The sequence below is a fragment of the Mesorhizobium argentiipisi (SeqCode) genome, from assembly GCF_037179585.1.
In the GTDB taxonomy this organism is placed as follows: Bacteria; Pseudomonadota; Alphaproteobacteria; order Rhizobiales; family Rhizobiaceae; genus Mesorhizobium; species Mesorhizobium argentiipisi.
The window spans coordinates 97197-111873 of sequence record NZ_JAPYKO010000016.1 but is presented as its reverse complement, the minus strand read 5'-3'; the positions used below and the strand labels follow the sequence as shown (position 1 = coordinate 111873).

At 64.1% G+C, this 14677-nt stretch carries 14 protein-coding genes; 3 read left to right on the top strand and 11 right to left on the bottom strand.

Annotation, left to right across the window (positions count from 1 at the left end):
- Positions 1–60: 60 nt before the first annotated feature.
- From O7A05_RS21720 to O7A05_RS21705, 4 genes are read right to left on the bottom strand one after another with little or no spacing between them, the layout of a single operon-like run.
- The gene (locus tag O7A05_RS21720; RefSeq protein ID WP_337095000.1) at positions 61–1041 is read right to left on the bottom strand and encodes a hydroxyacid dehydrogenase; all 981 of its coding nucleotides are present in this window, start codon (positions 1039–1041) and stop codon (positions 61–63) included.
- A 4-nt stretch (positions 1042–1045) separates the two neighbouring features.
- Positions 1046–1762, bottom strand: a complete 717-nt coding sequence (locus O7A05_RS21715) for a FadR/GntR family transcriptional regulator (protein ID WP_337094999.1) — start codon at positions 1760–1762, stop codon at positions 1046–1048.
- Between the two features lie 2 nt (positions 1763–1764).
- Entirely contained in the window at positions 1765–2934 is a 1170-nt protein-coding gene (locus O7A05_RS21710) for a mandelate racemase/muconate lactonizing enzyme family protein (protein ID WP_337094998.1), read from the bottom strand.
- Between the two features lie 56 nt (positions 2935–2990).
- Positions 2991–3878 carry a sugar phosphate isomerase/epimerase family protein gene (locus O7A05_RS21705; RefSeq protein ID WP_140644632.1) on the bottom strand — a complete coding sequence of 296 codons (888 nt, stop codon included), beginning with the start codon at positions 3876–3878 and terminating at the stop codon, positions 2991–2993.
- 401 nt (positions 3879–4279) lie between these two features.
- Between O7A05_RS21705 and O7A05_RS21700 the strand changes: the two genes are divergently transcribed.
- The 3 genes from O7A05_RS21700 (at position 4280) to O7A05_RS21690 (ending at position 7733) form a co-directional block, all read left to right on the top strand.
- Complete coding sequence (locus O7A05_RS21700) at positions 4280–5335, top strand: sugar phosphate isomerase/epimerase family protein (protein WP_337094997.1); 1056 nt, start codon at positions 4280–4282, stop codon at positions 5333–5335.
- Positions 5336–5492: 157 nt separating this feature from the next.
- Entirely contained in the window at positions 5493–6680 is a 1188-nt protein-coding gene (locus tag O7A05_RS21695; protein WP_337094996.1) for a Gfo/Idh/MocA family protein, read from the top strand.
- Between the two features lie 201 nt (positions 6681–6881).
- Complete coding sequence (locus O7A05_RS21690; RefSeq protein WP_337094995.1) at positions 6882–7733, top strand: sugar phosphate isomerase/epimerase family protein; 852 nt, start codon at positions 6882–6884, stop codon at positions 7731–7733.
- Positions 7734–8042: 309 nt separating this feature from the next.
- Here O7A05_RS21690 and phnE (O7A05_RS21685) read toward each other — a convergent pair whose 3' ends face one another.
- From phnE (O7A05_RS21685) to phnL, 7 genes are all read right to left on the bottom strand, one after another.
- On the bottom strand, positions 8043–9407 hold the full coding sequence (gene phnE, locus O7A05_RS21685) for a phosphonate ABC transporter, permease protein PhnE (protein ID WP_337094994.1): 1365 nt from the start codon (positions 9405–9407) through the stop codon (positions 8043–8045).
- A gap of 86 nt (positions 9408–9493) precedes the next feature.
- A complete protein-coding gene (gene phnE / locus O7A05_RS21680) occupies positions 9494–10447 on the bottom strand; it encodes a phosphonate ABC transporter, permease protein PhnE (protein ID WP_337094993.1) in 954 nt (317 codons plus the stop codon).
- Between the two features lie 56 nt (positions 10448–10503).
- Positions 10504–11412: a phosphonate ABC transporter substrate-binding protein gene (gene phnD / locus O7A05_RS21675; RefSeq protein WP_337094992.1), complete on the bottom strand. Its 909-nt coding sequence runs from the start codon at positions 11410–11412 to the stop codon at positions 10504–10506.
- Positions 11413–11552: 140 nt separating this feature from the next.
- The gene (gene phnC, locus O7A05_RS21670; RefSeq protein ID WP_337094991.1) at positions 11553–12410 is read right to left on the bottom strand and encodes a phosphonate ABC transporter ATP-binding protein; all 858 of its coding nucleotides are present in this window, start codon (positions 12408–12410) and stop codon (positions 11553–11555) included.
- 116 nt (positions 12411–12526) lie between these two features.
- Positions 12527–13237 (bottom strand): DUF1868 domain-containing protein, encoded by a 711-nt coding sequence (locus O7A05_RS21665; protein WP_337094990.1) that lies wholly within the window; start codon positions 13235–13237, stop codon positions 12527–12529.
- A 119-nt stretch (positions 13238–13356) separates the two neighbouring features.
- Positions 13357–13971, bottom strand: coding sequence for a DapH/DapD/GlmU-related protein (locus tag O7A05_RS21660; RefSeq protein ID WP_337094989.1), 615 nt, complete (start codon positions 13969–13971; stop codon positions 13357–13359).
- Complete coding sequence (phnL, locus tag O7A05_RS21655) at positions 13968–14675, bottom strand: phosphonate C-P lyase system protein PhnL (RefSeq protein ID WP_337094988.1); 708 nt, start codon at positions 14673–14675, stop codon at positions 13968–13970. The genes O7A05_RS21660 and phnL overlap by 4 nt, the downstream gene beginning before the upstream one ends.
- Between the last annotated feature and the right edge of the window lie 2 nt (positions 14676–14677).

Here is a 14677-nt window from a genome sequence, read left to right as displayed (position 1 = left end):
GAGGGGGGTGCTGTCCCGCCGGCATCTCAGGTCTGCACGGTCGCGATGCTCGCCGCGGAACTATTCGCCGACCGGAAAGCGTCGCCGGTAGTGCTCAATGACCTCCGGATTGCGCAGATTGACCGGCAGTTTGCCGGCGAGCACCAGCAGCGCTTCGCCGGCGGCGCCGACGCCCATGCGCATCATCGATTCCTCGGTGATGCCGGCCATATGCGGGGTGACGATGAGATTGTCGAAGCCGAAATAAGGATGGTTGGGCGGCAGCGGCTGCGTGGAAAAGACATCGAGCGCGGCGCCGCCGATACGCCCCTCCCGCAGCGCTTCGATCAGCGCCTCATCGTCCACCACCGGGCCGCGCGAGACGTTGATCAGCAGCGCGTTGGGCTTCATGCGGCCGATGCGCTCGCGGCTGATCAGGCCGCGCGTCTCCTGCGTCAGCGGGCAGCAGAGCACGATGATGTCGCTTTGCTCGACCAGCGCGTCGATCGACAGGAAGCCGACACGCTCGGGCACCGGACGCAGGCTGCGCGTGGTCGCCACGACAGTGAGGTCGAAGCCGTGCGCGGCGATGTGGCCCACGGCCTGGCCGACCGCGCCGAGGCCGACGATGCCGATCGTCTTGCCGGCCATCTCGCTGGTCGAATTGGCATGCTCGCGCCCGGCAAGCCAGCCCTTGGCGCGCAGGTCGCGGTCCATCACGCGGAAGCGCCGCAGCAGCGCAAGGGCGGTGAACATCACATGCTCGGCGACCGAACGGGCGTTGACGGCGGGCACATTCGCGACCAGCACGCCGGCGGCGGTCGCCGCCTCGACAGGGATCATGTCCAGCCCGGCGCCGTGGCGGATCGCGGCGCGCAAATTCGCCGCGCCGGCAAACAGCTCCGGCGGCAGCGGTGCGCGCACGATGACGATGTCGGCGTCGCGGGCCTCGGCGGTTAGTGTCTTGGCATCAAGCGCGGAAGCGATCGCAAGCCGCCCGGCGCCGGCCAGCATCGCCGTGGCGCGAGGGTGCAGCGGATGCGTCGACAGGATCTTGCGCATCGGCTCAAGCCTTCTCGAGCGCCGCGCTTTTCGATTCCTTCCCGCGGCCTTCGATGATCCCCTTCCAGTAGCTCTCGGCGCCCTGCAAATGGGCATTCATCAGGGCCTGGGCGAGATTGCCGTCGCGGCGCAGCAGCGCCTCGTAGATCTGGATGTGCTCGGCATGCGAGCGCACGCTGCGTTCGGGGTCGTTGAAATAGATCGGCAGGCGCTGCTCGCCCATCAGGTAATAGACGCTGCAGATATTGTGGAAGACGCTGTTCTTGGTCGCGCGCACGATCTCGAGGTGGAACTCGCGGTCTTCCTTGGCGAGGCCTTCGCCGGCGGCAATGCGCTCTTCGGAAGCCTTCAGGATTTCGCGCAGGCGCTCGAAGTTCTCTTCGGTGGCGCGCGAGCAGGCAAGCTCGGCCGCCTTGATCTCATGGATCTTGCGCAATTCGACGGTTTCGTAGATCTGCACCGGATCGAGCGGCAGGCCGGCGCGGGCAAAAAGCGCCAGCGCTTCCACGCTCGCCTGCTTGGTGTCGATATAGATGCCGGACTTGGCGCGCCGCTCGACGATGCGCATGGCCTCGAGGATGGCGAGCGCTTCGCGGATCTGGCCGCGGCTGACGCCGAAATGTTCCGCCAGCTCGCGCTCCGACGGCGTGCGGCCGGACTCCTTGTCCGAGTTGGAGAAGAGATAGGCGGCGAGTTCCGCGAGAAGGTTCTTTTCTTTCATCGTCAGATACGTTGCGCGTGCGCCTCCAGGTATCGCTCGGAGATGGTGAATCCCAAGCCAGGTTTTTCAGGGATCGCTATCATACCGTCCTTCGCTTCGACAGTCTCCTCGACCAGGTCGTGGATCATCGGGTTGGCGCCGAGCGAATATTCGATGATGAAGCTGGCGGGCGAGGCGGCACACACATGCAGCCCGGCAAAGAAGCAGGGCGCGCCAGCCCACAGATGCGGCGCGAAGCGCAGGTTGAAGGCGCTGGCGATGGTGCCGATCTTCATCGCCTCGCTGATGCCGCCGCAGAAGGCGGGATCCGGCTGCAAGATGTCGGCCGACTTCAGCACCGCCAGATCGCGGAAGGCGTAGCGCGTCGCCTCGCTCTCGCCCGTGGCGATCGGCGTCGAGCCCGAGGCGCGCACCTCGGCCATGCCCGGCTTATCGTCGGCCACCACCGGTTCCTCGAACCAGGCAAGGTCGAGATCGGCGGTGAGCTTGATGAATCGCTTGGCCTCGGCGACGGTGTAGGTGCCGTGCGCGTCGACCATCAGATCGACATCCGGCCCGATCGCCTGCTTCGCGGCGCGCACGCGCGCGGCCGACACATGCGGGGCGCCGTCCATGGCGCCGATGCGCATCTTCAGTGCCTTGAAGCCGCCCTTGGCGACGTAGGATTTCAACTGCTCGCCGATCGCATCGGCCGCGGCCCAGCCGCCCGAGGCATAGGCCTGCATGCGCTCGACCTTGCGGCCGCCGAGCAGCCGCCACACCGGCTGTCCGAGCGATTTGCCGAGGATGTCCCAGAGCGCGATGTCGACGGCGCTGATCGCCGCCACGCTCATGCCGCGCCGCGCCAGCTGCGGCATGGCATGGCCGGCATGCGCCGCCGTCTCATGCCGCACCCCGTTGTAGAGCATCTCCCAGATGATGCCGATGTCGGCCGGATCGCGGCCGATGAGCTGCGGGCCGATCTCATGGTTGAGCATGTGGACGAGCGCGCCATAGCTGCCGGCGCTGCCGGCGGCGTTCTTGCCCTCGCCCCAACCGACAAGGCCGTCGTCGGTGTCGATGCGCAGAATGGCGGCGTCGAACGTCGTCACCTGACCGAAGTCGCTGCGATGCTGCTTCGCGACTTCGATCGGGATACGAACCCACCAGGCCTGGACGCTTTTGATGCGCATTTTGTCCCTTCGGCCCCTCCGCCCACCGGTGGAAGGCACAGGTTTCAATCGGAGGCCTACTTGATCAGCGGCAGCAGCGTTTCGGCGGTGATGCGCATCTGGTCGGTGTAGAATTTTTCCGTGAGCACGCTGGAGCCGTGGTCCTGGATGAATTTGAGCTGCTCGGGCGAGATGTCGACCGGATTGCGCTCGACCATCTCCGGATAGGGCGCCGCCGGCGTGCGGTCGACGGGCGCGACGAACTCGTTGGTCAGCGCGCCGTCATAGCCGACCTCCTTCAGCGTGCGCACGATCTTCGGCCAGTCGATCTGGCCAAGACCGGCAGCGAAGCGGTTGTTGTCGGCGACATGGAAATCGAACAGGCGCTTTCCGACCTGACGGATCGCGTCATAGACGTTAAATTCCTCCATGTGGATATGGTAGGCGTCGAGGCAGACGCCGCATTCGGGGCTCACCGCATCGGCGAGCGCCAGCGCCTGGGCGCCGCGGTTGAAGAGATAAGTCTCGAAGCGGTTGAGCGGCTCGACGGCGATCCTGACGCCGACCTTCTTGGCGTGCGTGAAACATTCGCGCGTGGCGTCGACCACCCAGCCCCATTCCTCCGCCTCGGTGCCGTCCGGCACGACCTTGCCGACGGTCGCGGGCACAAGCGTGATGATCTCGCCATCGAGCTCGCTCACCATGGTGAGCACGTCCTTGACGTATTGGACAGACCGCTCGCGCTGGCCCTGGTCCTTGGCGGCGAGGTTGCGTTCGCCCAGCATCAGCGTCACCGAACCCCAGCAGCGAATGCCGTGCTCCTTCAGGAGCGCGCGCGTCTCCTTGGTCTTGTACTGCTCGGGCTCGCCGGAAATCTCGATCGATTCGTAGCCGAATTTCTTGATGCGCTTGAGCGTCACCTCCAGCGGCTCCGCCCGCATCCAATTGTGCGTCGAAAGATGCATGGTCTATCCTTCCCAGAATTCGCCTGTCACATTTTGCCGCGGCGCCTCCGGCAGAGGTGAGCCGCATGATTTCCTCCCCAAGGCGTTGCCAGCATTTTCCTCCAAACTGGTTCGACCAATTGGGCCTGCCATGACCTCTACAGCAAATTTTACTGCGCAGCAAGAAGTGGCCGGCTGAAGCTTCACCAACCAAGCAATAAACTGATTTTATGAGGTAATTTCGCTTACCTGTTTGGAAGTTCGCCTCGCGTTAGCGGTTTTCGGCCGCTTGACCGAATTCCGGGATTTGGTAATACCAGAATGGCGCAACGCATGGACGCCGACAGGATTGACCAAATAGGCTGGCCCTCACTTCAATCGGCGCTATGCTTGGTCGCGAAAACAAACGAGGGAGGATGCCGATGCCGACGACGATGAAGGGTCCCGGCCTGTTTCTGGCGCAGTTCGCGGGCGACGCCGCGCCGTTCAATTCACTGGCTTCGATCACCAAATGGGCGGCAGGGCTGGGCTACAAGGGCGTGCAGATCCCGACCTGGGACGCGCGCCTTTTCGACCTCAAGAAAGCGGCGTCGTCGAAGGCCTATTGCGACGAGGTGAAAGGCATCTGCGCGGACGCTGGCGTCGAGATCACAGAATTGTCGACGCATCTGCAGGGGCAACTGGTGGCGGTGCATCCCGCCTATGACGCCCAGATGGACGGCTTCGCGCCGGCCGAGGTGCACAACAACCCGAAGGCGCGGCAGAAATGGGCTGTCGAACAGATGGAGTTCGGCGCCAAGGCATCGCGCAATCTCGGGCTGAACGCCTCGGTGTCGTTCACCGGCTCGCTGGCTTTCCCCTATCTCTATCCCTTCCCGCAGAGGCCGGCCGGGCTGATCGAAGAAGCCTTCAGCGAACTCGGCAAACGCTGGAAGCCGATCCTCGATGTCTATGAGGACAATGGCGTCGACGTCGGCTACGAGATCCATCCCTCCGAGGACGTGTTCGACGGCGCGACTTTCGAGATGTTCCTCGACGCGGTCGGTGGCCATAAGCGCTGCAACATCAACTACGACCCGTCGCATTTCCTCTTGCAGCAACTCGACTATCTCGAATTCATCGACATCTACCACGAGCGGATCAAGGCTTTCCACGTCAAGGACGCCGAGTTCAACCCGACCGGGCGGCAGGGCGTCTATTCCGGCTACCAGGGCTGGGTGAACCGGGCAGGCCGCTTCCGCTCGCTTGGCGACGGCCAGGTGGATTTCGGCGGCATCTTTTCCAAGCTCACCCAGTACGATTACGATTCCTGGGCGGTGCTGGAATGGGAGTGCTGCCTGAAGCATCCCGAGGACGGAGCGGCCGAAGGCGCGCCTTTCATCCAGCATCACATCATCCGGGTGACCGAGAAGGCCTTCGATGATTTCGCCGCCGGCACGACTGACAAGAAGCTGCTGCGCGCGATGATGGGGATTTGACGCTTGCCCTCCCCCTTGAGGGGAGGGTCGATCGGCGCAGCGGATCGGGGAGGGGTCGCCGGGCGTAGAGCTCGGCACCTACCGACCCCACCCGGCCCTGCGGGCCACCCTCCCCTCAGGGAGGGGAAGGGATATCTCAGACAATGGAGGGACAAAAATGGTCGGCGCATCGAAGTCGGAAGCGGGAGGCGGCCCGATCCGCTATGGCATGGTTGGCGGTGGGCAGGGCGCCTTCATCGGCGCGGTGCACCGCATCGCGGCGCGCATGGACAATGATTTCGTGCTGGTGGCCGGCGCGCTATCGTCGGATCCGGCGCGGGCCAAGGCGTCGGCCGCCGAACTCGGGCTCGATCCGGAGCGCAGCTACAGCTCCTATGCCGAGATGGCCAAGGCCGAAGCCAAGCGTCCCGACGGCATCGAGGCGGTGGCGATCGTGACGCCAAACAACGTCCATGTGCCGGCGGCGAAAGCCTTCCTCGAGGCAGGCATCCATGTCATCTGCGACAAGCCGCTGGCGACGTCGCTGGCCGAGGCAAAGAAGCTTGCCGACCTGGTCGAAAAGACCGGCAAGGTGTTCGTGCTGACCCACAACTACACCGCCTATCCGATGATCCGGCAGGCACGCGAGATGGTGGCCAAGGGCGTGCTCGGCGACGTCCGCATCGTGCAATCGGAATATCCGCAGGACTGGCTGACCGAGGACCTTGCCGCCACCGGCCAGAAGCAGGCCTCCTGGCGCTCCGACCCCAAACAGGCCGGCGCCGGCGGCGCGCTGGGCGACATCGGCACGCATGCCTACAATCTCGCCCGCTTCGTGTCCGGGCTGGAACTGGACTCTTTGTCGGCCGATCTGGATGCCTTCGTGCCGGGGCGCCAGCTTGACGACAACGTCAATGTCATGCTGCGCTTCAAGCCCGTCGGCAACAAGCATCCGGCCAAGGGCATGATCTGGGCCAGCCAAGTCGCGCCCGGCCACGAGAATGGGCTGAAGCTGCGCATCTACGGCTCCAAGGGCGGGCTGGAATGGGTGCAGGCCGACCCGAACTATCTCTGGTACACGCCGTTCGGCCAGCCGAAGCAGCTTTTGACACGGGCCGGCGCCGGCGCGATGCCCGTGGCGGCGCGCGTCAGCCGCGTGCCGTCGGGCCATCCGGAGGGCTACCTCGAAGGCTTTGCCAACATCTACCAGGAGGCCGCGCGCGCCATTCGGGCGGCGCGCAGGAAAGGCGGCAAGCCGGCTAAGGATGTGGTCTTCCCAACTGTCGCGGACGGCGTCGAAGGCATGGCTTTCATCGAAGCCTGCGTGAGGTCGTCGAAGAAAAACGGGGCGTGGACGAAGCTGTAGTTGGCGACGCGCCCCTCACCCGGATTGCCAGCCGAATTGCAACAGCAATTCGGGGCAATCCGACCTCTCCCCGAGGGGAGAGGAGGCGTTGGCGCCTATCTTCTCCCCAGCGGCGAGAAGGTGGCCGCGAAGCGGCCGGATGAGGGGGAGTGGCGAGATCGGCGGTGCAATCAGCCGGCCGTCAGAGGGAGGGGGGTGTTGATGAAAATCGGCATGTGCATGTTCTTGTGGACCACCAGCGTCTCGAAGAAGCACGAGGCGCTGCTCAAGGACATCAAGGCGACCGGCTTCGACGGCGTCGAAATACCGGTCTTTGTCGGAGTACCTGACGACTATAAAAAACTCGGCGCGATGCTCGACCGCATCGGCCTGGAGCGCACCGCTGTCTCGGCCATGGGCGATCCGGCGATGAACCTGATCTCGCCGGACGCCGCGACGCGCAAGGCCGGCATCGAGTATATGAAATGGGCGATCGACTGCAGCGCGGCCCTCGGCGCTGACACCCTCAGCGGGCCGCTGCATTCGACGCTCGGCGCCTTTTCCGGCAGCGGGCCGACGGCGGCCGAAAAGAAGCGCTCGGTCGCCTCGCAGCGCGCGATCGGCGACCATGCCGGCAAGAGGGGCGTGACCATCGGGCTGGAAGCGCTCAACCGCTTCGAATGCTATCTGGTGAACACCATGGCCGATCTGTCGGAGCATATCGACGCGATCGACCGGCCACACATCAAGGCGATGTACGACACGTTTCATGCCAATATCGAGGAAGCCGACCCGATCGGCGCCTATACGAAGCATCGCCGCAATGTCGTCCATATCCATATTTCGGAGAATGATCGCGGCGTGCCGGGGCGCGGCAACATCCCGTGGAAGGAGACTTTTTCCGCTATCCGCAAGAGCGGCTATGACGACTGGCTGACCATCGAGTCGTTCGGGCGCTCGCTGAAGGATTTGGCGGCGGCGACCAAGGTTTGGCGCGATTTCGCCGAGAGCCCGGAGGCGGTTTACCGCGAGGGGTATCGGCATATCAGGGATGGGTGGAAGAGGGCGGCGTAAGCGCCCTGATCGCGCGACAGTGACCCCTTGTCCATTTCCTATTTGCGTTCGCGGCAATTGCCAAGTGGTTCCCCCACTCCGTCTCGGCTTCGCCGAGCCACCTCTCCCCCCTCCGGAGGGAGAGGAAAGGGAGCATGGTGGCGCCGGGAGAGGAAGGAAGCCTCGGCCTTCGAGGACAGGCGCGACTCGGACATCTTGGCGCCTTTCCTCTACCGCGTCGATCGGGGGAGAGGTGTCGAGCGCAGCTCGACGGAGTGGGGGTCGACCTTGGCGCAGGCGAGACGATGCTTGCGCTTCTGCATCACAAGGTTACCCCTGCGCAGCCTGCAGCCGATTGTAATCGTGCAGCGTGCGGCTCAGCCTTCGGCGCAGGAAGTTCGAGATGTTGTCGAAGATGAAGACGACGAGCAGCGTCAGCAGCACCATGTAGAAGACGTTGGCCCAGTTGGAATTGGTGCGCATCGCTTCCCAGAGCTTCAGGCCGATGCCGCCGGCGCCGACGGCGCCGATGATGGTCGCGCCGCGGGTGTTGGATTCCCACTGGTAGAGCGTCTGGCTGATGAAGACCGGCACCACTTCCGGCAGCACGCCGTAGCGCTGCACGAGCAGGCCGTTGGCGCCGGTCGAAAGCACGCCTTCGCGCGGCTTGTCGTCGATGTTCTCCAGCGCCTCGGAATAGGTTTTGCCTAATGTGCCGATCTCGGTGAAGAAGATCGCGGCGCTGCCGGCCAGCGGTCCGGGGCCGAAGGCGCGGGTGAAGAACAGCGCCCAGATCAGCATGTCGACGGAGCGCATGAAGTCGAAGAAGCGTTTCAGCACCTGGCTGAGCACGCCGCTCGGCGTAATGTTGCGGGCGGCGAAGAAGGCGAGCGGGAAGGCGACGATGCCGCCGAGCAGCGTGCCCAGGAAGGCCATGACGATGGTCTGCAACAGCTTCGTCCAGACATCGCCATGCTGCCACTGGGCGTTGTTCCAGATATTGTCGGCGGCCAAGGCGAGGTTCGAGGTGCCGGGCTTGAGCTCTGGCCCGGAGGCGATGAGCGAGATGACCTCGCCGGCCGACTTGCCGAAGAAGGGCGAGCGCGTATCGAAGACGAAATTGGCCCAGCCGAGGAAGCGCTTGCGCACCTTGACGCGGTCGACGGTGACGCGCACCTCGCCGACAAAGCCCATCTTGGCGACGATCTCGTCGTCATGGACGGTCACCCAGTCGGGCACCGGACCTGTGACCACCGGCTTGCCGCCGGTCAGCGATATCGGGACGGTCACGCCGTTGGCCGTGATCGCCGCCCTTGTCTTGTCGAAGGTGATGGATTTCGCATCGCCGTCGATCCGGACGGTGAAGGTGCCGTCGGGGTTCTTGATCACCCAATCGGGATTGGGGTTCTCGCCGAGCGCCGAGAAGCGCGGATATTTCGGCGTGATCTCGGGCTGATCGAGACGGAATTCCGGCTGCAGGTCGTAGCTGATCCATTGCGATAGGAAGAGCGGCAGGCGCTCCCAATGCGACTCGCGCAGCACTTGCGGCAGGCTGAAGAACCACAAGGCATAGCCAAGATAGAGCACGGTGCCCGCGATCAGCAGCAGCGGCCAGAAGCGCTTGTAGGCCGGCCGCTGGAATATCTGCGGATGGCGGTCTTCGATGGCGCTTAGTTCGGAGGCGGTCATAGCCATAGCTTACTCTTTGGTCCTGACCATGATCTCGTCCGAAAACCGGCATCCACTTTTCGCTAACGCGGTCCTTCGGTTCGGGATCATGGTCAAGCGCTCATCAAAAAAGCTTGCTCGCCGACGAGCTTGCGGCGCAGCCAGGCGGAGAACTGGTCGACGAGGAAGATGGTGACGAAGAGCAGGAGCACCAGCGCCAGGGTCTTGGCGCCGAAGCCGCGTGAAATGGAAAGCTTCAGCTCCTCGCCGATGCCGCCGCCGCCGACCGCGCCCATGATGGTCGAGATGCGCACGTTGATCTCGATCCTGAGCAGAGTATAGGACATGAAATTGGGCAGCACCTGCGGCAGGTCGGCGAAGCGCACGCGCTCGAACCAGTTGGCGCCGACGGCGCGCAGGCCCTCTTCCGGGCGCATGTCGATGTTCTCGTTGATCTCATAGAACAACTTGCCCAGCGCGCCGATCGAATGCAGGCCGATGGCGATGATGGCGGCGACCGGGCCGATCGAGACGATGGCCGCGAACAGTCCGGCGATGACGATCTCGGGGAAGGCGCGCAGCAGTTCCATGAAGCGCTTGACGACGAGCCGCAGGATCGGGTTCGGCGTCAGGTTGCGCGCGGCAATGAAGGAGAAGGGAACCGCGAAGACGAAGCCGATGAAGGTCGAGACCAGCGCGACGTTCACCGTGGTCAGCATCAGCTCGAAATATTCGGGGATGTAGAAGCCGCCCCAGATGTAGACGCGGCCAAGCGGGAAATTGAATTCCTGCGTACCCTTGTCGTTGGGCGAGGCGATGTCGAACAGCGCCCGCCAGACATCATTCCAGTCCTTCGGGACCAGCCAGCTCAGGAAATCGAGGATGTGCGGCAGCCGGTCGAAGAAATGGCCGGCATTGGCCTCGTCGGCGAACCACATGGTCGCGCACATGGCGACGAGCAGCAGGGCGACGCCAAGCGCAGTGTAGAAGCGGCGCAGCGACGTCTGGCGCCGCCAGGCATCGGCCTGCTGGCGGGTGGCGTCGGAATGGAGTGTCGCTGATGTCATGATCGGGACATGCAAAAAGGGCGGCGTTTCGAACGCCGCCCTTTTTCCTGATGCCTTTAGCCGCCGATGGCTGCTTTGCGGGCTTCGACGATGACGCTGTAGAAGTCGGGCTTCACCGGGACGTAGCCGGTGAAATCGCCACCTTCGACGCCTTCGAAGCAAGCCTTGTCCTTGGCCGGCAGGGCGGTGAAGAACGCGGTGAGCTTGGCGGTCATGTCGTCGCCGAGCGCGGTGCGGACAACCAGCGGGCCGTTCGGGATCAGGCCCGAGCGCCACACTTCGACGAAGTCGTTCGGGTCGACGGCGCCCTTGGCGACTTCCTTGTGGAAGGTGCCGGAGGTGTAGCCGTTCTTGAAGTCGCCGATGCCGGAGGAATCGTCCACCGCTACGTCGACCTTGCCGTCGCGCACGGCCAACACGTTGTTCTCATGGCCACCGTTGAACTGCGTCGAGGCGAAGTAGGTTTCGTTGGAAGCGCCGGTGTCCTTCGGAATCTGGGTCAGCGGGATCAGATAGCCGGAGGTCGAATCCGGATCGGCATAGCCGAGCTTCTTGCCCTTAGCCGACTTGATGTCGGTGATGCCGGAAGACTTCAGCGCCAGGCCGATCGAGTAGTAGCCGGTCGAGCCGTCTGTCTGCTTGGTGGTGAGGATCGGCGTTACCGCTTTCGGATCCTTGAGATAGACGCTGGCGTAACCGGAAGCGCCGAGCTCGGCGAAGTCGAGCGTGCCGCCGAGCAGGCCCTGGATGACGCCGTCATAGTCGGCGGCCGGGAACAGCGACACCTTCTCGAAGCCGAATTCGGACTTCAGGTGATCGGCGAGGCACTGGTAGTTGCGCAGACGGTCGGTCTCGTTCTCGCCGCCGAGAATGCCGACGCGGAATTCCTTGATGTCAGCGGCGTGCGCGGCACTTGCCGCCATGGCGAGCAGCGAAACCGCCCCAAAAATCATCTTCCTGAACATTTTGCTCTCTCTCCTGTTGTTCCGGCTGCGCGCCGGCGGCGTTCTGATTTTTCAAGTCTTGCCTTTGACGCTGGCGGGCGATCCGGGTTGCTCGGCCGACATCCGCGATTTGCCCGGACCCGCTGGGTCGGGCGGCGGAGTCAGTAGCCGGGGAAGGCTGGTTCGAGCGGTCCGGCGGATGCGATGATCTTTGGCTTGATCGTCACGCTGGTCGACGTGATGGCTTCGGAGATCTCGGTGCCGCTGGCGTCGGCGCCGTAGACGGTGCGCACGGCATCGCGGTCGAGATCTTCCGGAGCGCCGTCGAAGACGACCTTGCCGGCGGCCATGCCGATGATACGGTTGCAATAGGCGCGCGCGGTGTCCAGCGTGTGCAGGTTCGTCACGACGGTGATGCCTTCGCGCAGATTGATGTCGCGCAGCGAGTCCATCACAACCTTGGCGTTGAGCGGGTCGAGCGAGGCGATCGGCTCGTCGGCCAGAAGCACTTTCGGCTGCTGCATCATGGCGCGGGCGATCGCGACGCGCTGCTGCTGGCCGCCGGACAGCGTGCCGGCCGGCTGCAGCGCTGTGCGGGCGATGTCGAGGCGCTCGAGCGCGGCCACCGCCTCGGCGCATTCGGTGCGCGTGAACATGCCGAGCAGATTGGAAATCGTCGAGCGATGGTTGAGGCGCCCGAGCAGCACGTTGGTCAGCACGTCGAGACGTGGCACGAGGTTGAACTGCTGGAAGATCATGGCGCAGTCGCGCTGCCAGCGGCGCAGCGGCGAGCCCTGCAGGCTGGAAACCTCCGCGCCCTCAAAAAAAATCGACCCCTGGCTGGGATCGATGAGACGATTGATCATGCGCAAAAGCGTCGACTTGCCGGCGCCCGAACGGCCGATGATCCCGACCATCTGGCCGCGCGGGATCGAGATGTTGATGTCGCTGACGGCGGTGTTCTTGCCAAATCGTCGGGTTACGCCGCGGATCTCAAGCGTGGCCGATGATGCTGACATACCAAAACTCCAGTCCGTCGCGCTCTTGCAGGTCTGTTAACCTTCGCTAGCGCAGGCCGATGAAGCTGGGGTGTCGGATTGATGTCAGTTTTGTTACGTCCCACAGCCTTGGAGATTCAACCAAGCACCAGCAATTCCTCGAAATGCTTCATGTCCTTGAAGCTGCAGAAGGCCGGCGGCCTGAGTTCGATCACCGGAGCCTCGCGCTCGAGGAACGACAGGCTCTCGTCGAACAATTCCTGCCAGGCCGCGGCGCGCTCATCGGCGAGGCGGCGGATCTGGTAGGCGAAGGTGATGTGGAAGACATAGGAATCGTGGTCCGGATGGCGGTAGCCGAACGGCACAGATAGCGCGTCGCGCCAGGCCTTGAGGACAGCACGGTCCTCTTCCGTTGCACCGGCGACGGTCAAGCCGTTTGGCGTGACGCCGATGGTCTTGATACGAAACGGAGGGCAGGCCTCAAAGCCCTCCAGGCGCTGCAGATAGAGGCGGGTCATGGCGTCGATGCCGGTGTCGAGCGGCACGTCGGAGGGCCAGTAGAGGAGGCGGCGCCGGTATTCGATGATGCCTTGGAAGAGCGTCATGTGCAGGCTGGAGATCGGCGTAAAGGCGAGGCGATCGGCATCCGGCATGGCGAGCATGCGCTCGCGTACCTTGATGATCGCCGCTTCGGAAAGCGAGCCGCCGACGAGGTGACTGACGACCGTGTTGCCGGGTTCGGGGAGGAAGTTGCCCGACATGTCGTAACGGGTGCCGAGATGCACGGGCGCTATCGGGTTGCTGCCTTCGAAAAATCCGGCGAGCGAGGGTCTGGTTGTGGCGAGCATCGCGATCTCCTTGGAGAGATGACGTCCTGTCCGAGTCATGTGTCAACGGTGTGAATGGTGAAGAAGGCTTCCCTGAGCCCTATTCGTCAGCACAATTCACTATTCACCGTTCACAATCATCAGCCGCCATATTTCTCCAGGAAAGCCTCGGCCTCCAGCTCGCGGAAATCGTCGAGGGCGGCGCGCAGCCTTGCATGATCCCAATCCCACCAGGCTAAAGCCTGGTAGCGTTCGGCGGTCCGACGGTCGAAGCGCTCGCGGATCGGTTTGGCCGGCACGCCGCCGACGATGGTGTAGGGCGCGACGTCCTTCGACACCACGGCGCCCGCGCCGACCGCCGCGCCGTCGCCGACGGTGACGCCGGGCAGGATGGTCGAGCCATGGCCAAGCCAGGTGTCGTGGCCGATGGTAACGCGTTTGGCGCGGCGCTCGGCGAAGAACGCGCTTTCATGTTCGGCGTCGTCCCAATAGTCGGAGGCGCGGTAGGTGAAGTGGTGCAGCGTCGGACGCCATGTCGGATGGTTGGTGGCGTTGATGCGCACGCTTGCCGCGATGTTGGAGAACTTGCCGATGGTCGCGCACCACACGGCGCAGTCCTGCATCATATAGGAATAGTCGCCGAGCTCGCATTCGGCGACGCGGCTGCGCTCGGCGATCTCGGTCCAGCGGCCGAGCGTCGAGTTTTCGACCTGCGCCGTCGGATGGATCAGCGGCGCCTCCGAAAGCTTCTTCATGCGGCGATCTTTCCGGCGGCGAAGGCGGTTACGTCGATAACGCGGTCGGCGACAGCCTCGCGCACGTCGAGGTCGTGAAAGATGCCGAGCAGGGCAACGCCCGCCGCCTTCTTGGCGGCGATGAGCTCGACCACGACATCGCGGTTCTTCGCGTCGAGCGAGGCCGTCGGCTCGTCCAGCAACAGGATCGGATGCTCCGTAATGAAGCCGCGCGCGATGTTGACGCGCTGCTGCTCGCCGCCGGAGAAGGTCGCGGGCGGCAAGGCCCAGAGCTTTTCCGGCAGGTTGAGCTGCGCCAACAGGGCACGCGCTCTCGCCCGCGCGCTTTCCCTGTCCTCGCCGCGCTCGACCAGCGGCTCGGCGACGACGTCGAGCGCGGAAACGCGCGGGACGGTGCGCAGGAACTGACTGACATAGCCGATGGTATGGCGGCGCACGGAAAGCACGGTGCGCGGGCTGGCGGAGGCGAGGTCGATCAACCCGCCCCCATGCTGGACGATGATCTGGCCTTCATCGACGGCGTAGTTGCCGTAAAGCATCTTCAGGATCGAGCTTTTTCCGGCGCCGGACGGGCCGCCGAGCACGGCGCATTCGCCGGCGCGGATCGAGAAGGAGACCCCCGCCACCACCGGCAGCGTGACGCCGTCGCGCAGATGCATGGTGAAGCTTTTGGCGACATCGGAGACAACGAGAGGCGTAGCCATCA